Annotated in this window: 15 protein-coding genes and 1 tRNA gene; 3 read left to right on the plus strand and 13 right to left on the minus strand. The window is 56.1% G+C overall.

Annotated elements, in window-relative coordinates; translation table 11 throughout:
• Positions 1-23 precede the first annotated feature (23 nt).
• Positions 24-557, plus strand: coding sequence for a peptide-methionine (S)-S-oxide reductase MsrA (msrA, locus tag FA92_RS09950; RefSeq protein WP_033783351.1), 534 nt, complete (start codon positions 24-26; stop codon positions 555-557).
• Between the two features lie 271 nt (positions 558-828).
• A tRNA-Ser gene (locus tag FA92_RS09955) sits at positions 829-916 on the plus strand.
• A gap of 210 nt (positions 917-1,126) precedes the next feature.
• Here FA92_RS09955 and phoH read toward each other — a convergent pair.
• The 5 genes from phoH to putP form a co-directional block, all read right to left on the minus strand.
• A complete protein-coding gene (gene phoH / locus FA92_RS09960) occupies positions 1,127-1,915 on the minus strand; it encodes a phosphate starvation-inducible protein PhoH (protein WP_033732961.1) in 789 nt (262 codons plus the stop codon).
• A gap of 570 nt (positions 1,916-2,485) precedes the next feature.
• A complete protein-coding gene (gene efeB / locus FA92_RS09965) occupies positions 2,486-3,763 on the minus strand; it encodes an iron uptake transporter deferrochelatase/peroxidase subunit (protein ID WP_033783353.1) in 1,278 nt (425 codons plus the stop codon).
• 2 nt (positions 3,764-3,765) lie between these two features.
• Positions 3,766-4,878 carry an iron uptake system protein EfeO gene (gene efeO, locus FA92_RS09970; RefSeq protein WP_033783355.1) on the minus strand — a complete coding sequence of 371 codons (1,113 nt, stop codon included), beginning with the start codon at positions 4,876-4,878 and terminating at the stop codon, positions 3,766-3,768.
• 55 nt (positions 4,879-4,933) lie between these two features.
• Positions 4,934-5,758: an iron uptake transporter permease EfeU gene (efeU, locus tag FA92_RS09975; RefSeq protein ID WP_033783356.1), complete on the minus strand. Its 825-nt coding sequence runs from the start codon at positions 5,756-5,758 to the stop codon at positions 4,934-4,936.
• A 192-nt stretch (positions 5,759-5,950) separates the two neighbouring features.
• Complete coding sequence (putP, locus tag FA92_RS09980) at positions 5,951-7,435, minus strand: sodium/proline symporter PutP (protein ID WP_033732967.1); 1,485 nt, start codon at positions 7,433-7,435, stop codon at positions 5,951-5,953.
• Between the two features lie 451 nt (positions 7,436-7,886).
• On the opposite strand from putP, the gene putA reads away from it, so the two are divergent.
• On the plus strand, positions 7,887-11,834 hold the full coding sequence (gene putA / locus FA92_RS09985; protein ID WP_033783357.1) for a trifunctional transcriptional regulator/proline dehydrogenase/L-glutamate gamma-semialdehyde dehydrogenase: 3,948 nt from the start codon (positions 7,887-7,889) through the stop codon (positions 11,832-11,834).
• Between the two features lie 1,098 nt (positions 11,835-12,932).
• On the opposite strand, the gene FA92_RS09990 is transcribed toward putA, so the two are convergent.
• From FA92_RS09990 to FA92_RS10025, 8 genes are all read right to left on the minus strand, one after another.
• A complete protein-coding gene (locus FA92_RS09990) occupies positions 12,933-14,009 on the minus strand; it encodes an acyltransferase family protein (protein WP_033783358.1) in 1,077 nt (358 codons plus the stop codon).
• A gap of 463 nt (positions 14,010-14,472) precedes the next feature.
• Positions 14,473-15,225 (minus strand): L-cystine ABC transporter ATP-binding protein TcyN, encoded by a 753-nt coding sequence (gene tcyN / locus FA92_RS09995; RefSeq protein WP_033783359.1) that lies wholly within the window; start codon positions 15,223-15,225, stop codon positions 14,473-14,475.
• On the minus strand, positions 15,222-15,890 hold the full coding sequence (gene tcyL / locus FA92_RS10000) for a cystine ABC transporter permease (RefSeq protein WP_013358251.1): 669 nt from the start codon (positions 15,888-15,890) through the stop codon (positions 15,222-15,224). The genes tcyN and tcyL overlap by 4 nt, the downstream gene beginning before the upstream one ends.
• Entirely contained in the window at positions 15,890-16,690 is an 801-nt protein-coding gene (gene tcyJ, locus FA92_RS10005; RefSeq protein ID WP_013358252.1) for a cystine ABC transporter substrate-binding protein, read from the minus strand. Before tcyJ ends, tcyL begins: the two co-directional genes overlap by 1 nt.
• A gap of 113 nt (positions 16,691-16,803) precedes the next feature.
• Positions 16,804-17,790, minus strand: a complete 987-nt coding sequence (locus FA92_RS10010) for a D-cysteine desulfhydrase (protein ID WP_033783360.1) — start codon at positions 17,788-17,790, stop codon at positions 16,804-16,806.
• Positions 17,791-17,993: 203 nt separating this feature from the next.
• Complete coding sequence (gene fliZ, locus FA92_RS10015; protein ID WP_008926851.1) at positions 17,994-18,497, minus strand: flagella biosynthesis regulatory protein FliZ; 504 nt, start codon at positions 18,495-18,497, stop codon at positions 17,994-17,996.
• A gap of 50 nt (positions 18,498-18,547) precedes the next feature.
• Positions 18,548-19,270, minus strand: coding sequence for an RNA polymerase sigma factor FliA (locus FA92_RS10020; RefSeq protein WP_003854529.1), 723 nt, complete (start codon positions 19,268-19,270; stop codon positions 18,548-18,550).
• Positions 19,271-19,412: 142 nt separating this feature from the next.
• Positions 19,413-20,381, minus strand: coding sequence for an HNH endonuclease signature motif containing protein (locus FA92_RS10025; protein ID WP_013358255.1), 969 nt, complete (start codon positions 20,379-20,381; stop codon positions 19,413-19,415).
• Between the last annotated feature and the right edge of the window lie 141 nt (positions 20,382-20,522).

Below are 20,522 nucleotides of genomic sequence, written 5' to 3' on the forward strand. Positions count from 1 at the left end.
CGACCTGACAGGAGTAAATTATTATGGCAATCGAATACGCAGTTATCGCTGGCGGCTGTTTCTGGTGTACCGAAGCGGTATTTAAGGATGTGATCGGCGTTGAGTCGGTTGAAAGCGGCTATACCGGCGGTGCCCGTCCTAATCCGACCTATGAGCAGGTCTGCAGTGGCGCAACCGGTCATGCAGAAGCGATCCGCATTGGTTTTGATCCGGAGCAGGTAACTTATGGCGATCTGCTGGATATCAGCTTTGTCACGCATGATCCGACCCAGTTGAACCGTCAGGGCAATGATATCGGCACCCAGTATCGCTCTGCCATTTTCCCGGCGAATGCCGAGCAGGAAGCAGAAGCGCGCGCCGCCATTGAACGCGCCCAGACTGATCATGATGTGCCGGTTGTGACCACCATTGAGCCGCTGAAAGAGTGGTATCCCGCTGAAGCCTATCATCAGGATTACTGGGAAGGTGCCGGTCAGCGCAATGGTTACTGCATGGCAGTCATCCCACCGAAACTGCAGAAGCTGCGTAAGAGCTTCGCTAATCGGGTGAAGAGCTGATTTAGCGTCTGACGGAGCGGCGTCTGGCTGGGATACAGGCCCGGACGTCGCTCCGGGTAATTTCAGTCGTCACGCCGTCCTTAACATGACCCGATCGGCTTCTTTATTACTGTGGAATATGGCGCATAAATGCCCGATTTTAAGCCGCAGTAAATCGATTCGTTCAGAGCTTAAGCGAATAGATCGAAAGAAAAAAATAGTGCTTGACCCTTTTCAGCCGACTCCCTATAGTACCGCCCCGTTGACCCAGCGCGGTCAGCGAAGTAAATGTGGTGAGGTGTCCGAGTGGCTGAAGGAGCACGCCTGGAAAGTGTGTATACGGCAACGTATCGGGGGTTCGAATCCCCCTCTCACCGCCACATTCTAAAGAAGAGCCTGAACTTATGTTCAGGCTTTTTTTTTGCCTATTGCACAGTAAGGGGGGTGAGAAGCCCCGCCGGGGTTCGACAGCATGCACAGCATGCACAGCATGCACAGCATGCTGGACAGCGGAGCCTGCGACGCTACCCCACAATAAGAAAACCCGGCCGGGGCCGGGTTTGGGCGCTACACTTCTACTCAATCAAACGCTAGCTATATGCGTGCAGGGTGCGCTGACACAGCGCAGAACGCACACAATCCTCTTTGCCAAAGCGCACAATGCCCACCATCTCGTCCTCTTCAAAACGCGCCAGCGCGTCCGCGAGACCGGAAGGCACCCCAGCGGGCAAGTCGCACTGGGTAATATCGCCGTTAACAATGACCGTGACGTTTTCGCCCAGTCGGGTCAGGAACATTTTCATCTGCGCGGCGGTCACGTTCTGCGCCTCGTCCAGAATCACCACAGCATTTTCAAAGGTGCGGCCTCGCATATAGGCGAAGGGCGCAATCTCTACTTTGGCAATTTCCGGACGCAGACAATATTGCATAAATGATGCGCCAAGACGTTTAACCAGAATGTCATAAACCGGGCGGAAATAAGGGGCGAATTTCTCAGAAATATCACCGGGCAGGAATCCCAAATCCTCATCTGCCTGAAGTACCGGGCGCGTAACAATAATCCTGTCGATATCCTTATTAATCAGGGCCTCAGCCGCTTTCGCAGCACTAATCCAGGTTTTACCACATCCGGCCTCACCGGTTGCAAAGATCAGCTGTTTCGTTCCTATGGCATTGAGATAGTGCGCCTGAGCTTCATTACGGGCTTCAATCGGTAGCCGGTCACGCGTATCGCGCGCCATGCCAATTGCATCCAGTCCGCTCATATGCACCAGCGAAGTGACCGACTCTTCTTCACGCTGACGATGACTCCGTGAGTCATTACGAAGCACTCTTCTCGCTTCCCGACGCGCTTTGATCACTGCTTTCTGTCTTCCCATAGTGGCACCTTTCAGTTGGTTTCATTTCCTGCGCGAGGCCGGTGGCCCGTTGCGATTACGTGAACGCTTTAGAGGTTTCAGTTGGCTTCCTTTTGAGCCATGACAGGACAGGATAGTGGGTATGCAGCAGCGCAATAGCGTGGCTGAACACCGGATAAAACAGGCTGTGCTAAGACAAAAGAAATGGTTGAAGGAAGGGAGAAATAACGAGGCAGAATTGTCCTCGCGGTCAGGCGCAATTTATTCAGTGACAGTAACGTTCCATAAAAGACTCGACCCATGCGCGAACTCCAGTGTGATACATCGACACATCCGATTACGCCTGTTGAATAAAGTGCATCATTTCGTTGGACTTTTGCAATAGTAATTTTACCTGCTGGCAAAGGAATTGCTAATCACACGTAACTATTTCTTTTAAGGCGAGATGTAAAATTCATAGATTACAGTGAATTAGCTTATTTGATATATGCCAGAGCATGGCTTAATCTCAGCGAAAACTCAGTAAGCAAAGTGCTGAAACCGAAAAGGCAGGCGGTCAGGGATGAGCCGCCTGCGATGGTTAAAATTTAATCAGGACTCCAGCAACGGCTGCGCTAAATAATGGCTGGCGTCGGGGACACCGGGCAAAGCAAAAAAGTAACCGCCGCCAAAAGGCCGGATATATTCTTCCAGCGCTTCACCGTTCAGACGCTGCTGCACGGTAAGAAATCCACGTTCCAGATCGTGCTGGTAGCAGACGAACAGCAGCCCCATCTCCAGCTGGCCGGAGGCGGAGATACCCGCCGAGTAACTGTAGCCGCGTCGCAGCATCAGGCTGCTGGCCGTCTCAGGTGTGCGAGGGTTAGCAAGGCGAATATGTGCATCCAGTGCAATCACGTCGCCATCCGGGTCACGGGCATAATCCGGCACGTCACGCTCATGCTTCATTCCCAGCGGCGCACCGCTCAGCTTCTCGCGGCCAAAGATGGTCTGCTGCTCACCCAGCGGCGTGCGGTCCCACATTTCCACGTGAAAGCGGATAAGCCGCACGGCCTGATAGCTGCCGTTGCGTGCCCAGACCGGTTCTTCCTGGTCCGCGGTCACCCAAAGCAGTTGATTCATCAGTGCAGAATTACGGGTATCCGGATTCGCCGTGCCATCTTTAAAGCCCAGCAGATTGATCGGCGTCTCCTGCCCCTGACTGCGTGCCGCGTGGTCGGAGATAAAGCCTTCGCGCCGCCAGCGTACACCCAGCAAGTCGGGCGTATGCTTGATGATGTCACGCAGGGCATGAATCACCGTATCCTGAGTGTTGGCACAGAGCTGTAACAGCAAATCGCCGTGACACTGGCTGGCATCCAGCGAATCATTGGGGAAGCGCGTCATCGGCTGCAATTTTTTCGGCTTATGCGGCGCCAGATCAAAGCGTTCATCAAACAGCGAATGCCCGACCGACACGGTAATCGTCAGATTATCCGGCGCGATAGTCGCCCCCAGAATACCGGAATCCATCGGAGGCAGTTGCGGATTGGTGACCGCAGGTGCCGGACCGCCCGCAGTGAGAAAGGCGATACGCTGGGTCAGCAGTTGAAACAGACGCTTCAGTTCGGCTTTATCGTTGCTGAGCAGATCAAACGCCACCAGCATCATTGATGCCTGCTGGGGCGTCGTGATACCCGCCTGATGCTGACCATAAAACGGCTGCGTCTGCTGTCGCGCCTGCGGCGTCACCGTACCCGGCGAAAAGCTGTCAGCGGCAGCGGTATGGAACGGACAGCCGCCGCCGATGGCCGCCGCGCCGCCCAGCAGACCCAGTCCTTTCAGTAAACGACGACGCGCAGGCTGCGCGTCATCTTCCTTACGACTCATGATTAATCCAGACCCAGAGTGCCACGAAGTAATGAAAGATCTTCCGCCAGGGCGGTGATCGGCCCTTTCAGCGCGTTACGGTCGGCGCTGGTCAGCTTCTCATAGGATTCGAAACCGGTTTGGGTGCGGTACTTGCTCAGGATCGCATCCACTTTTTTAAAGTTGGCATCTACCTTGGCCAGCAGCTGTGGATTCGCTTTGCTCACCAGCGGTCGCAGCAGCTCAACGATTTTCTGTGCACCATCGATATTGGCCTGGAAATCCCACAGGTCGGTGCGGCTGTAGCGATCTTCTTCGCCGGAGATTTTGCTGGAAGCCACTTCTTCAATCAAACCGGCTGCGCCGCCGACGACTTTGGCTGGCGGGAAGGCCAGTTCGCTGATGCGCACCTGCAGATCTTTCACATCTTTATTCAGCTTATCCGCGTAGTCAGCCATGTCTTTGGTGCTGTTATCAGCAAACAGGGCTTTTTCCAGACGGTGGAAACCGGTGAACTTCGGATCGGCTGATTTCTTCTCGTAGTCATCTTCACGGGCATCGATACTGCCGTCGAGATCGGAGAACAGCTCAGCAATCGGCTCAATGCGCTCATAGTACTGACGGGTCGGGGCAAACAGCGCTTTGGCTTTTTCCACATCGCCCGCTTTAACCGCGTCCGTGAACGCCTGAGTGCTGCTCACCAGCTGGTTAACCTGCTCCGTTACATAAGCTTTATATTCGGTGATCGGCCCTTCCAGCTGCATACGTGCGGAAGTGCTGTTTGTCGCTGCGCCCTCACCCTTTACAATCAGCTTGCCTTTTGGATTGCTCAGCAGGCCACAGGTCATCTCATATTCGCCCGCTTCCAGATTAGCGGTCAGCTTCTGACTGAAGCCCGGCGCGATGTTTTCACGCTCTTCCACCACCAGCACGCCTTTGAGGATCTCCCACTCCAGCGCTTTCTGGCTGTTATTTTTAATCAGGAACTGGGTTTTGCCAGCTTTAACCGTCAGGCTCATCGGCTCACACTGCCTGTCATTGACGCTTACGGTAACCTGAGGAACCGCTGCGGTCGCCGATGCGGAGATTGCCAGCAGAGGAAGCAGCAGTGCCTTGCGGCGGAAACGCATTGTCATCTCGATATTCCCTGTTAAGTTGCAGGCGCGACGGGCGCGCCAAAAAAATGTCTGATTACACCGTGGCCGACGCAGCAGGACGCGCAGGCATAAAGAACAGAATCAGCGCCGGGATCAGGTAGACGAAGTAAATCGTCACTTCACTAACGCTTGGCGTCTCCTGATAACCCAGAATGCCTTCCAGCAGCGTGCCGAACAGCGAATGGGTCGATAAGGTATTGCTGAGATCGAAGGCCACATCCTGAAAGCGATTCCATAATCCCGCTTCGTGGAAGGCGCGAATCGCACCGGCTGCAAGGCCCGCCGCGACAAACAGGATGAAGACGCTGGTCCAGCGGAAGAAATGCGCCATGTTCAGACGGATACCGCCCCAGTAAAGCAGCATGCCCAGCACCACGGCGGTTGCCAGCCCCAGTACCGCGCCAATCGGTGGCGCATAACCGACATCCTGCGTAAACGCCGCCAGCAGGAAGAACACCGACTCCAGCCCTTCACGTGCCACGGCAAGAAACACCATCAGCACCAGCGCCAGACCGCCACGACCGGAGCGTTGCAGCGCCTGATCCACCGCCTGCTCAAGCTCGACCCTGATGTTGCGGGCGACTTTACGCATCCAGAAAACCATTGATGTCAGGATTACCACCGCAATCACCGCCACAATGCCCTCAAACAGCTCCTGTTCTTTTTGCGGGAATTCACCGGTAGTGGCATTGATGAACAGGCCAAGGCCCAGACAGAGCGCAGCGGCGATAAACACGCCCGCCCACATCGCCGGAAACCATTGGGTGCGCTGGGTGCGCTTGAGATAGCTGGCTATCAGGCTGACTATCAGCGCGGCTTCGAGCCCTTCGCGCAGCATGATGAGAAAAGGAACAAACATCGCCAACCTCTTGAATGTTAAGCAGCGTCAATGAACAGTAAAATCAGGTAAAGTGTAAACGATACCGATTATCATTATCGCTGCGAAAAAAACAAGTTACTGGCGGAGATAATTTCATCTTTGGGTGATTTATCTTTGTAACAAAAAAAAGCCCGCTCCTTACGGGGCGGGCTTTCATGACTAACGCTTCGCTTATTTGGTCTGGAACTCCGCTTCTGCGGCAGCAAAGCGCTGCTGCGCTTCGGCTGAGGGTTCACGTCCCATCAGGCTGAAGACCACAATCGCGATACTGGCGAAGATGAAGCCAGGGATGATTTCATACAGTCCCAGCCAGCCATACTGTTTCCATACCAGTACGGTCAGCGCACCAATGATCATCCCCGCCAGCGCACCGTTGCGGTTCATACGCTTCCAGCAGACGCCAAACAGCACTACCGGACCAAACGCTGCACCAAAGCCCGCCCATGCGTAGCTTACCAGGCCCAGCACACGGTTTTCCGGGTTCGACGCCAGCGCAATCGCAATCAGCGCCACCAGCAGCACCATCAGACGCCCTACCCATACCAGCTCTTTCTGGCTGGCATTTTTGCGCAGGAAGCCTTTATAGAGGTCTTCGGTCAGGGCGCTGGAGCAGACCAGCAGCTGACAGCTCAGCGTGGACATTACAGCTGCCAGAATGGCTGACAGCAGAATACCGGCAATCCACGGGTTAAACAGAATGCGCGCCAGCTCGATAAAGACGCGCTCAGCGTTGTCATTGACGCCCGTTGCCAGGGTCGGGTTGTTCTGGAAGTAGGCAATACCGAAGAAGCCGACTGCCACCGCACCCGCCAGACAGAGCACCATCCACGCCATACCGATACGGCGTGCGGTGCGGATAGAACGATGCGAATCTGCCGCCATAAAGCGCGCCAGAATATGGGGTTGCCCGAAGTAGCCCAGACCCCAGCCGAGCAGGGAGATGACCGCAACGAAGTTCAGCCCTTTGAGCATGTCGAGGTTTTCAAGGCTTTTCGCCTCAATCACCGTCAGCGAATCGGACCAGCCGCCTACTGCGATAATGACAAACACCGGCGTCAGGATCAGCGCAAAAATCATCAGGCTTGCCTGAACGGTATCGGTCCAGCTCACCGCCAGGAAACCGCCCACCAGCGTGTAGAGGATGGTTGCCGCTGCACCCGCCCACAGAGCCGTCTGGTAATCCATACCAAAGGTGCTTTCAAAAAGACGCGCACCGGCCACCACGCCCGAGGCGCAGTAGATGGTGAAGAATACCAGAATCACAATAGCGGAGATGACGCGAAGAATTTTACTATGGTCTTCAAAGCGGCTGGTAAAGAAGTCCGGCAGGGTCAGGGCATTGTTGTGATGCTCGGTCTGAACACGCAGGCGACCGGCCACGATTTTCCAGTTCAGCCAGGCACCGATGGTCAGGCCAATCGCAATCCAGCTCTCAGAGATGCCGGAAATGAAGATGGCACCCGGTAAGCCCATCAGCAGCCAGCCGCTCATATCGGATGCACCGGCAGAGAGTGCCGTGACCACGCTACCCAGACTGCGGCCACCGAGGATGTAATCATCGAAGTTTTTGGTCGAGCGATAAGCCGCAAAACCGATTAATACCATCCCAAGAATATAAACCACAAAGGTCACCAGCATTGGTGTACTTACACTCATCTGTCTCTCCACTTATTATTTGATATCCCAGAGAAATCGCCAGCTACCCGCCTGCCGGAACGGGGCAAAGCGGGTCGATTTTCTTCGTCAGGGCGTCAGTCATTTCCCAGTGGCGCGGTATCCTGCCGGAAAGGCGTTCCGCGCACAATGGATTTAACACAGGCGTTACAGTGATTTCACTAACCGTTTGTGAAAACTTGCTGATAGGTTGCACTCGCTCACAGTTATCCGGTTGTACCTCTGTATAACCGGCCGTAAACCCGCTTTTTATCGGGCCTGCCGACCTGGCGAGGATCTTGCAGCAATATCCGTGCCGCATTGTGGGATTTAACAATTGCCGATGTAAGAAGGGTGTTAACTGGCTCACATTTAACACGGTTGCACAAAGTTGCAACTTAAGTGATAGTGCAGCCAACGCCGTATCGAACCACTATTAAGGAGCTCTGGAGTCATGGCTACAACCACCATGGGTGTGAAACTGGATGACGCAACACGTGAGCGCATCAAACTGGCTGCGCAGCGTATTGATCGCACGCCACACTGGCTGATTAAACAGGCCATCTTTAACTACCTGGGCCAGCTGGATAGCGGCGATGCCGTGCCGGAGATCCCGCTTTCTGCCCAGGTGGCGGCCGAGTCTGAGGATACCCAGCCAGAGGAGACGCACCAGCCGTTCCTTGACTTTGCAGAGCAGATTTTACCTCAGTCGGTGACGCGTTCAGCAGTGACCGCCGCCTGGCGTCGTCCGGAGACCGATGCGGTACCAATGATGCTGGAGCAGGCGCGCTTACCGGCAGCGCTGGCAGAGAAAACCCATCAGCTGGCTTATCAGCTCGCCGACAAGCTGCGGCACCAGAAAGGCGCAACCGGACGCGCCGGTATGGTGCAAAGCCTGCTCCAGGAGTTCTCTCTTTCTTCACATGAAGGCGTGGCGCTGATGTGCCTTGCAGAGGCGCTGCTGCGTATTCCTGACAAGCCAACGCGTGATGCGCTCATCCGCGACAAGATCAGCAACGGCAACTGGCAATCGCATCTGGGCCGCAGCCCGTCGCTGTTTGTCAACGCCGCGACCTGGGGCCTGCTGTTTACCGGCCGTCTGGTCTCGACCCATAACGAGGCGAATCTTTCCAGCTCGCTCAACCGCATCATCGGTAAGGGCGGCGAGCCCCTGATCCGCAAAGGCGTGGATATGGCGATGCGTCTGATGGGTGAGCAGTTCGTCACCGGTGAAACCATTGCTGAAGCGCTGGCGAACGCCCGCAAGCTGGAAGAGAAAGGCTTCCGTTACTCTTACGATATGCTGGGCGAAGCGGCCCTGACCGCAGGCGATGCCAAAGCCTATCTGCTCTCTTATCAGCAGGCGATTCACGCCATCGGTAAAGCGTCGAATGGTCGTGGCATTTATGAAGGCCCGGGCATCTCCATCAAACTCTCAGCTCTGCATCCCCGCTACAGCCGTGCGCAGTATGAGCGGGTGATGGAAGAGCTCTACCCTATTCTGAAATCACTGACGCTACTGGCCCGCTCCTATGACATCGGCATCAACATCGACGCAGAGGAAGCTGACCGGCTGGAACTGTCGCTGGATATGCTGGAGAAACTCTGTTTCGAGCCAGAGCTGGAAGGCTGGAACGGCATCGGCTTCGTCATTCAGGCTTATATGAAACGCTGTCCATTTGTGATCGATGAGCTGATCGATCTGGCGCAACGCAGCCGCCGTCGTCTGATGATCCGTCTGGTGAAAGGCGCGTACTGGGACAGCGAAATCAAGCGCGCCCAGATGGAAGGTCTGGAAGGCTACCCGGTTTACACCCGTAAGGTTTACACTGATATCTCTTACCTGGCCTGCGCCCGCAAACTGCTTTCTGTTCCCAGCCTGATCTATCCGCAGTTTGCTACGCACAATGCCCACACCCTGGCCGCGATTTATCAGCTGGCAGGCAATAACTACTATCCGGGGCAGTATGAGTTCCAATGTCTGCACGGCATGGGTGAACCGCTGTATGAGCAGGTGGTCGGCAAAGTGGCGGACGGCAAGCTGAATCGCCCCTGCCGTATCTATGCGCCGGTCGGCACCCATGAAACCCTGCTGGCCTATCTGGTGCGTCGACTGCTGGAAAACGGAGCCAATACCTCGTTCGTAAACCGCATTGCCGATACCTCGCTGCCGATTGATGAGCTGGTAGCCGATCCGGTGACTGCCGTCGAGAAACTGGGGATCAGCGAAGGCGCCATTGGCCTGCCGCATCCGAAGATCCCCCTGCCGCGTGAGCTGTATGGCGAGAACCGCGTCAACTCAGCGGGTCTGGATATGGCTAACGAGCACCGTCTCGCCTCACTCTCCAGCGCCCTGCTGAGCAGCGCTGCACAGCCCTGCCTGGCCGAGCCGATGATCGACGGTGAAGCGGGTGCGGGTGAGTTGCGCGACATTCTGAACCCGGCTGCACCAAACGATCGTGTGGGTCAGGTACGTGAAGCCACAGAGCAGGAAGTCTCTGTGGCGCTGGATGCCGCCGTGAACAGCGGACCGATCTGGTTTGCCACCCCACCACAGGAGCGTGCGGCTATTCTGGAACGCGCCGCACAGATTATGGAAGGCCAGATGCAGCAGCTGCTTGGCATCCTGGTGCGTGAAGCAGGCAAGACCTATAACAACGCCATCGCGGAAGTGCGCGAAGCGGTTGATTTCCTCTATTACTACGCCGGTATGGTGCGTGACGATTTCGACAACGAAACGCATCGTCCGCTGGGTCCGGTGGTCTGTATCAGCCCGTGGAACTTCCCGCTGGCGATCTTTACCGGCCAGATTGCGGCTGCACTGGCAGCAGGCAACAGCGTACTGGCTAAACCGGCTGAGCAGACGCCGCTGATTGCCGCACAGGCAGTTCAGATCCTGCTGGACGCGGGTGTACCGCCGGGCGTGCTGCAACTGCTGCCGGGTCAGGGTGAAACCGTGGGTGCGCAGCTGACCGGGGACAATCGGGTCCGTGGCGTGATGTTTACCGGCTCAACCGCAGTCGCGACCCTGCTGCAGCGGAATCTGGCCGGTCGCCTTGATCAACACGGTCGTCCGGTGCCGCTGATTGCGGAAACCGGCGGGATGAACGCGATGATCGTTGACTCCTCCGCGCTGACTGAGCAGGTGGTGATCGATATCGTCGCGTCGGCCTTCGACAGCGCCGGACAGCGCTGCTCTGCCCTGCGTCTGCTCTGCATTCAGGAAGATGTCGCCGACCATACGCTGAAGATGCTGCGCGGCGCGATGGCAGAGTGCCGCATGGGCAATCCGGAGCGCTTCTCTACCGACATCGGCCCGGTGATTGATGCCGAGGCAAAAGCCAATATCGATCGCCATATTCAGGCGATGCGTAACAAGGGCTTCACGGTTTACCAGGCGGTTCAGGATAACCCGCAGGACAGCAAAGAGTGGACCAGCGGCACCTTTGTCAAACCGACGCTGATTGAGCTGAATCAGGTCAGCGATCTGGACAAAGAGATTTTTGGACCGGTGCTGCATGTAGTGCGCTTCACCCGCAACAACCTGCCGAAGCTGGTTGAGCAGATCAACGCCTCCGGCTATGGCCTGACGCTGGGTGTGCATACCCGCATCGACGAGACCATCGCACAGGTCACGGCCAACGCCCGTGTCGGTAACCTCTACGTTAACCGCAACATGGTGGGCGCGGTGGTTGGCGTTCAGCCGTTTGGCGGGGAAGGCTTATCCGGAACCGGTCCGAAAGCCGGCGGTCCGCTCTATCTCTACCGCCTGCTGGCCAGTCGTCCGGATGGCGCGCTGCGTCTGACCTTTGATCGTCAGGATGCCGAGCGACCGGCAGACAGCACGCTGCGTCAGTCGCTGCTGGCACCGCATCAGGCGCTGAGCAACTGGGCGAAAGATAAGCCTGAACTGGCGCAACTCTGCCAGCACTATGGCGAGCTGGCCCAGGCGGGCGTGGTCCGTCTGCTGCCTGGCCCGACCGGCGAGCGCAACACCTTCTCGCTGCTGCCGCGCGATCTGGTGCTCTGTCTGGCGGACAATGAGCAGGATGCGTTGATCCAGCTGGCTGCGGTCACCAGCGTGGGCAGTAAAGCGCTGTGGCAGGATGATGAGCTGCATCGCGCGCTGCGGGCCTCGCTGCCTGATGCCGTGAAAGCGCGCATCACGCTGGCACGTGACCCGTTAGCGGCAGAGTTTGATGCGGTGATCTATCACGGCGATGCCGATCAGCTGCGTACACTTTGTGAGCAGATCGCAGCGCGTGACGGCGCGATTGTTTCGGTGCAGGGCTTCGCCCGTGGCGAGACCAATCTGCTGCTTGAGCGTCTGCTGATTGAGCGCTCGCTGAGTGTGAATACCGCGGCGGCGGGTGGTAATGCGAGTCTGATGACCATTGGGTAAGAAGCGTTCGCCGGAGAGTGTTCGCTGCGCGAACGGGCTGCTGCGGAGCTGAAGCTGGGGTGGTTCGCTGCGCGAACGGGCTCTGAGAGGGGTTTCGTTCGCCTGGCAGATGCATGCGCTAAAGTTGGGGGTGTTCGCTGCGCGAACGGGCGCTGAGAGGGGTTTCGTTCGCCTGATCAGCTGGGCAGTTTCAGACACGCCTCTGCAGGCGACCGACAAGGGGCGCCAGTCGCCGCGCCCCTTGACCCCCGGCTCCGGCCTGCTTCACCGCCGCTTCGCGGTTCCTTCGCTTCTTCCGGATTTCTCACGGACCGGCAGGACGCGCCATCCCTGCCGCGAACCCGCCTCTTCGCGACATCCCTGTCGCTCGTCCTGAAATCCCTCATCCGCTCAGCGGTTCAGATGGCCTCTCTAACCCCCTCGCTGTTATCTCTTCTTCTTATGTTGGGTACTTTATCGCTGTGGTTTTTCAGGATTGCCTCTGGCTTCAGGCTCAGCAGTCAGAAAGGCCTTACACTCTATCCGTGGTAATCACGTCTTCTTCGGGCACTGAGATTGTAGCGGTAAGATTCCGTGATTAGCTTTTGCTTTTGCTTTTGCTTTGGCTTTTGCTTTGGCTTTCGCTTTGGCTTTGGCTTTCAGTCCAGCAGACAACACACCATCCGAAAAAACAAAGAAGGTATTACAGGCGGGGGTTTGGTAGAGGCATCCGAAGCGCTGAGGAACAACCGGAGGCCAGGATGAGCCGACAGGACGTCGGTGAAAGGACGGTTCGCGCCAGGGATGGCGCGTCCGGACGGTCCGTCGGCCGCAGGGCGTGACGAGGGCACCCCGCAAAGCGGTGCGTGCAGGCTGCCGGACGCCGGGATTGTTAAGGGGCGGGCGTCCGCCCCTTGACGCGTCCGCCTGCACGGAGACCCTGAAACTCCCCACCGCCTGGCGGGCGAGCCCCCCTCAGTGTTAGCCCGCTGCAAAGCGAAATTCGCCAACCGGCAGGGGTTTTAGGAGGGGCACCCTGAAACTCCCCATCGCCTGGCGGGCGTAACCTTCTCAGAGCCCGCCCGCTGCACAGCGTCCTCTTCCCGCTGCAAGCGCCCCTCACCCGCCGCCAGGCACCCTCTTCATCAGCGTCGGAAACACAAACAGCGACTGCCCCACCCCGCGATTGGTCAGCGACCAGATCGCCACTGAGCAGAGCGAACAGAGCCCCACGATAGCCACCGGATAAAAGCAGGCCCACAGGAACGAAAACCACGCCTGCTCAAACAGATGATGCCGCTGCGCGAACAGAATGGCCGACATCCCAAAGAACTCGATGAAAATACGGTGGATGACGTAAATCTGCAGCGTATTGCGGCCGACCCAGTTGAGATAGCGCATGCTGAAATGCTGATTCAGCCAGCGGCAGGCGGCGATGCTGAACAACACCGCCAGCACACACAGGAACAGGCTCTTATCCAGACCGAATATCACATGAATCCCGGCGACTGCGGCCAGTAGCGCCCAGGGCATCAGGTTCTCCCGCCGCCATTCACTCAGGCGCAGCATCGTCTGGCTCCAGAACGCCCCTAACAGGAAGAACAGGAAATATTGCGCCAGGCTCTGCGGTCCCCAGAACGGGATCACTTTTTCAACCGCCAGATAATTCAGCAGAATCGCCACCGCCACCAGGGCCAGCTTATATTGACGGAAAATTTTGGCACAGAGGAAATAGAGTCCCAGCCCATAGAGATACCACGAGGTACTCATGGCCATAAAGGTCAGCTTGAGAAATTCAAACAGCGAACCGGCATAGGCGGCATTCAGATTCTGCGAAATGCGCTGGCCGGTAATTTCAGTGGAGATGCCGATAATCGACCACCACTGAATAAACCCCCACAGAATATAGAGATAAAAGAGATTAGTGATACGACTGGTAAAGACCTGTTTCCAGGGGCGGTTGAGAATGCCGTTAGTCGCCAGCAATCCCGACACAAAGAAAAAGGCGGGCATACGCAGCGGCGACAGGACCGTATTAAACTGTATCCATATTTCTGCGGGGATCCACCCGGCAGTGAGGTATTTCATCGTCCCTTCAAAACCCGGTAATACCGTGTGATACAGGACCACTAGCAATATGCAGGTGCCCTTCAGGGTATCTACCCATAATATCTGGTCTGACTTAGTCTGGCTCATTCAATGACTCCTGCTATGTAGGTCAGAATGCTGGAAAGTAAAAGCGAGGAAATCAGTATTGCTTTTATGATTATCCAACGATTATTCGCCATTGAACCGATGATGAATGTAGCGAAACTCTTAAAAGCCGCCGGGTGGCCCTGACGCCACAGTTATTTACTCAGCAGAACCTTTCCTTACACTTATTAATCAGAATGCAAAAAGGCTAATTATCAGCGCCACAGCTTCGCTAAAGGGTAATAATGTTTCATATTGCAGCAAATATAAATAAGAGAAAGCGGCATCAGGAAAAACCATTAAATATCCGATGAAAGGAAAAGATTTGTCAGATGTGGCAAAAGGTTTAACGGCTGAATAATAGGTTGTGATATTACGGCGCGCATTATGCTGACAGCCGCCCGTTATCGTTTAAAAGTGAGATTATTAAGGCGGTTAAAACTGCCTTCCAGGGAAGGCAGTGAGGTTACTGACTGAGGAACTTATCGAGAAACTGACGGGTACGCGGCTGCTGAGGATGACTGAACAACGCTTTTGCCTCGCCCTGCTCCACAATGCGTCCCTGATCCATAAAAATAGCGCGGTCAGCGACGTCGCGGGCAAAGCTCATCTCATGCGTGACGATGACCATAGTGCGCTTCTCTTCAGCCAGTGCGCGAATGGTGCTGAGCACCTCTCCTACCAGCTCCGGATCCAGCGCCGAGGTCGGTTCATCAAACAGGATCACTTCCGGCCGCATTGCCAGCGCACGCGCGATCGCCACGCGCTGCTGCTGTCCACCCGACAGACGACGCGGATAGCTCTCTTCCTTGCCGTGCAGCCCGACCTTCTCCAGCAGCGTGCGGGCGCGGGCTACCGCATCCGCTTTCGCTTCGCCCTTAACGATAACCGGCCCTTCAATGATGTTCTCCATCACTGAACGATGGGGAAACAGATTGAAGTTCTGGAAAACAAACCCGACCTGCTGACGCAGACGACGCACCTGCTCCTTTTGCTTACTCTGTGCCAGCGCTGCATCCACGGTAATCTCACCGACGCGGATGGTGCCGCTATCCGGTACTTCCAGCAGGTTGATACTGCGCAGCAGCGTGGTTTTACCCGAGCCGCTGGGGCCGATAATCGCTACCACTTCACCAGCGGCCACATTAAGGTCGATATCGTGCAGCACCTTCTGGCCGTTAAAGGATTTCACCAGCTTTCTGACTTCGATGGCGCTCATTTCGACTCCGAATCCTGACGATTAACATGCTGTTCCAGCCGGTTCTGCAACGCAGATAACACTGTTGCCATTACCCAGTAAATCAGCGAAGCCGCCAGATACATGGTGAAGACTTCCAGCGTGCGCGAGGTGATTAGCTGCGCCTGGCGGAACAGTTCCGGCACCTGAATGGTCGCCGCCAGCGAGGTATCCTTCACCAGGCTGATAAAGCTGTTGCCCAGCGGAGGCAGTGCGGTGCGCGCAGCCTGCGGCAGGATAACCCGACGCAGGGTCTGCCAGCGGGTCATACCGATACTCGCCGCCGCTTCCCACTGTCCGCGCTCAATCGATGCAATTGCGCCACGCAGTGACTCAGAAGCATAGGCGGCGGTGTTCAGCGAAAGACCTATCATTGCCGACGGAATCGGATCCAGCTCAATGCCAAACTGCGGCAGGCCGTAGTAGATCATAAACAGCTGGGCGATCAGCGGGGTGCCACGGAAAATCGAGACATAAATCCGCGCCAGCCAGCGAACCGGCCAGAAGCGCGACAGACGCATCAGCGCCAGAATAAAGCCCAGCAGCAGTCCGAAGAACATGCCGCCGATGCTGAGCTGCAGCGTAAACAGCGCGCCTTTTAATAAAAAAGGTGCTGAATCCAGCACCAGTTGAAGACTTTCCTGCATTATTTCGTCACGTCCGCGCCAAACCATTTCTGAGACAGCTTGCTCAGCGAGCCATCTTTCTGCATATCAGCAATGGCCTGATCGATCGCTTTCAGCAGATCGTCGTTGCCTTTACGCACCGCAACACCCGATTCCTGACGGGAGAAGGCATCACCCGCAACTGCCATGGTATCGCCGGTTTTCTTAACCAGATCCAGCGCGGCCAGACGGTCAACCAGAATGGCATTCAGACGGCCTGAGCGCAGATCCTGATATTTTGTGGGGTCATCATCATAAGTACGGATGTCCACGCCCTTCACGTTCTCACGCAGCCACTGCTCGTAGTTGGTGCCGAGGCCCACGCCCACTTTCTTGCCCGCCAGATCGGCCGGTTTAGTGATGGTGCCCGCGTTGGCTTTCATCGTCAGCGCCTGAATGCCGGAAACCGTGTATGGCGTGGAGAAGTCATACTTCTTCTTACGCTCATCAGAGATGGTGACCTGGTTGATCACCACATCGATGCGCTTCGCGTCGAGTGAGGCCAGCATGCCGTCCCATTTGGTCGGTTTCAGGCTCGCCTTAACGCCCATGTGCTGCGCCAGCTGTTCCGCGAATTCCACTTCAAAGCCGGTCAGCTTGCCCTTTTCATCCTGGAAGCTGAATGGCGGATAAGTCCCTTCCAGACCCACCAGCAGCGTGCCGCGCTCTTTAATTTTGTTCAGCAGGTTTTCGGCTGCAAAAGTTTTAACGTTGACGCCTGCGATCAGAGCCACCGCCATGACGCCCATCACCATCTGACGACCTGCACGAGAAAAGGACATATTCACCCCATTATTGACAGTATTGTGTGTGTGTTCTTATAAGGGCAGCACCGCGTGTTGCTGCCAGTCCAGAATGATAACGCACGGAGTATAAACTGTTTTATTCGCTTGTCTCAGACCGAAGGATGATAAGCAAATAACGCCGGTGCGCCGCCCGTATGAATAAACAGCAGCGGGCCTTCACGGCGGAAACGATTCTGGCTGATGCCATCCAGCAATCCCGCCATCGCCTTGCCGGTATACACCGGGTCAAGCAGGATGCCTTCCAGCTGCGCCAGCAGTTTCACCGCCGCCATGCCTTCATCATTGGGTTCACCGTAGCGTGGCGCAAAATAGTCATCCCACAGCGTGAGCGGTGCCGTGGCCTGCACTTCCAGCGTCTCCGCCAGCGACTGACGTAAACGCTCTACCAGCGGCAACTGCGCTTCGACCTGACGTGAAACGGTGACGCCGACCAGCTCAGTTTCCGGCAACAGATGCTCCAGGCCTACCGCCAGTCCGGCATGGGTGCCGGCACTGCCCGAGGCGACAACCACGGCGGCGAAATCGACCACGCCTTCGCTCTGATGGGCGATCTCCTGCGCGCACTCTACATAGCCTAGTGCACCCAGCGCATTTGAGCCGCCGACCGGCACAATGTAAGGGCGGAATCCCTGCGCTTCCAGACGCGTGGCCTCTTCTGCCAGCTGTTCAGTAGGGTTGTGCAGTGCATCAACCATAATCACTTCCGCGTTCATCAGGTCCAGCAACAGACGGTTGCCGTTGCTCAGGTAGTTTTCAGCGTGGGTGCCAATCGGGTTTTCCAGCAGCGCCACACACTTCAGGCCAAGCCGGGCCGCGACGGCCGCCGTCTGACGCACATGGTTAGACTGGATTGCGCCCGCGGTCAACAGCACATCGGCGCCTTCGCGCAGCGCATCAGCTGCCAGGAACTCCAGCTTGCGCAGCTTGTTGCCGCCCATCGCTACCGGCGTGAAGTCATCACGTTTGATGAAAATATCGCGACCCAGATAGTCGGAAAGGCGTGGCAGGTGTTCTAACGGTGTGGGTGCGCCAAGCAGTTCAAGACGCGGGAATTGATGTAACAGATGTAAAGACAATGCTGCCTCCGGTCGGGCATGAAAATTATCCTTACAGTGTTGCAGAAGATGCGAAAAGGATCACTCTGATTCAGGTGACAGCAGATGCGGTAGTAAAAAGACGAGAAGAAAGAAGCGCCGTGCTCCCCCTTCCCTTAACCCGGCTGGCAGGTAAGGGATAACGTGCCGGAGGCACGCGGGGGAGCAATCGGTGCAGAACAGGCTTACGCCTGCTGCCAGCCTAAGAACTGATCGTACTTGCGCAGCGCGATACGGTAATTGTTATTACCGGCATCGGGCAAATCGCTTTCCAGACACTGATGCCAGCTATTTCCTTTAAGCTTTTCGGCCGGGAAATTTTTGGCTTTCAGCATCTCATCCAGTCGACGCAGACGCACCACATATTCACGAATCGTGCTGGGGCTCATCTCTGTCTGTTCAAACAAATATTGTTTAAACGCCATAATGTCGAAGTAATTAGGATGGGTATTACAAAAAATATCACTACAAAAACGACAAAGCGCGGTCAGTTCGGGCTGAAGTTTCAGCCACAGCTGCTCATCAATCATCTGGTCCATCCGTGCGATGGCCTCTTTATTGATGATCTGGCCACGAAAAACGAGCGCCATTCGATCTAATACCTTGCCACAGTGTGAACAGTTGCTCTGGCTGTGTTTATAGTCTTTAAGATAACGACTTAACGGTCTGGCCTTGGTCTTGGCTCCCATTACTGAGTCCCCGGTTTCTTATAATTTTGAATCGCCAGGAACTGATACTGCTAGCGCGCTCCCGCAAGTCGGGCCCGCAGGCGTTTAATCGCCTGACTGTGCAGCTGGCTGACACGGGATTCACCCACATCAAGTACCGCGCCAATCTCTTTCAGGTTCAGTTCTTCCTGGTAGTACAGTGTCAGCACCATCTTTTCACGATCGGGTAACGCTTCGATCGCTTCAATGACGCGCTCACGCAGACTCCCTTCTAACAGCTGGTGAAGCGGATTGGCCTCTTCATGGCCTTCCGTCACCAGCTCCGCGCTGTCGCCGTGCTCTTCCCGATACTCGTCGTAGGAGAAGAGTTGACTGTTGTTGGTGTCCAGCAGGATCTGCCGGTACTCCTCCATGGAAACATTCAGCTGCTGCGCCACTTCCTGCTCGGAAGCAGAACGCCCCAGCGACTGTTCCACTCTGTGCATTGCGCCCGCCACTTCACGTGCGTTACGACGCACGCTGCGTGGTGCCCAGTCCCGACTACGAAGCTCGTCGAGCATTGCGCCACGAATACGTTGCACGGCGTAGGTGGTGAAAGCTGTGCCCTGGAGCGCGTCGTAACGCTCTACGGCATTTAACAGCCCTATTCCACCTGCCTGCAGCAAATCGTCAAGCTCAACGCTGGCCGGCAGGCGAACCTGCAGACGCAACGCTTCATGGCGCACCAGCGGCACGTAGCGCTGCCAGAGCGAATGCTTGTCCATCACGCCTTCGGCGGTATAGAAATCGTTCACGTTGACTACCCTGCGTTAATGAAGTTATCGGCATGATTATCCAATTCTGTAGCGTTTTCGATTGGCTGAATAGGCGGGGTAAAACGAGGCTATTTGATTTTTGTTAAGTCAGCGTGCAGTTATTTCTGCACGCTTCCTGAAATTAACGACGGGCGCGCAGCCGTTGCCGCGTGGCGGGCGGCACCGCAGCCCACAAACTGCAGACACGACCCTCCAGCTCCTGATACCAGGGCGCAATGTGCTGCCGCGCCTCCTCGCCGGGATGTACCTGAATCGTTCCTGATTCAGCATCAATGCTAATCAGTCGGTTAATAAATAGCCGCTGCAGATCGCTGCGTAAAAACAGGCCATTATCGATGCTGTTGTCTGCCAGGACACCGTCATCGCCCTCCTGCGTGTCGATATGACAGGCTTCCACCCACGGCCAGTTATGCCGTTCGGTCAGCTCGGTGCCAGTCATCACGCAGGCACCGTAGCGCGCTTTGACACCGGCGCTGAATTCCGCCTGGCTGGCACGCTGCAGCACCCGTGCTTTCACGCGACGCCCCACTTCAGTGCCTGGCATCACTGCCGCAGGGACTTTGTGCTGCGGCGTACTGAGCACCACGATGAACTGAATACGCTGCGACTGTGGAAAACAGGGGTCCGCCTGCGGATTAAAGAGCTGCCAGTAGATGTCTTCATCATCCTGATGCATCAGTACCAGTTTGTAGCCGCGACTGTTTAACAGGTTCTGGGCCGTGGCCGATTGTGGATCGATCATCGCGAAGACCTGACTGCTGCCCATGACTTTCCACAGGTTGTCGCGCTTCTCGTTGTCGCTGCGACGAAAATAGAGGAAAGAGAGATTCTGCTTAAGGTAGTGCTCAAACCGGCGCAGATAATTTTTACGTTCGTTGTCATGGGAGATGAACAGCAGATCCTCGAGCGGACTGTTGCTCTCCTCCCGCGCAAATACCGCACGGATTTTCAGCGTGCGCAGGCCGGTTGACGGACTCAGCAAGGCGCGCGCCGTCAGCTCTTTATCATCAGGGTATTGCAGCGCATAACGCCGGGCGATCTCATCGAAGGTCAGCTGCTCGCCCGGTAAAAGGTCATAATTGAAGCGCATAGACACTCCACAAAGTTAAAATCAAAAAGGATGTTGTTCTGTGAGGAGTTATCGGCAGGCTGGGGGGGAACTGTAACGGGCTAATGGATCCAGCGACATGCGCCGCCTTTGCGCCCGTGCCATATCAGTCTGGTGAATGCT

The sequence above is a fragment of the Pantoea sp. 9140 genome, from assembly GCF_000745295.1.
In the GTDB taxonomy this organism is placed as follows: domain Bacteria; phylum Pseudomonadota; class Gammaproteobacteria; order Enterobacterales; family Enterobacteriaceae; genus Pantoea; species Pantoea vagans.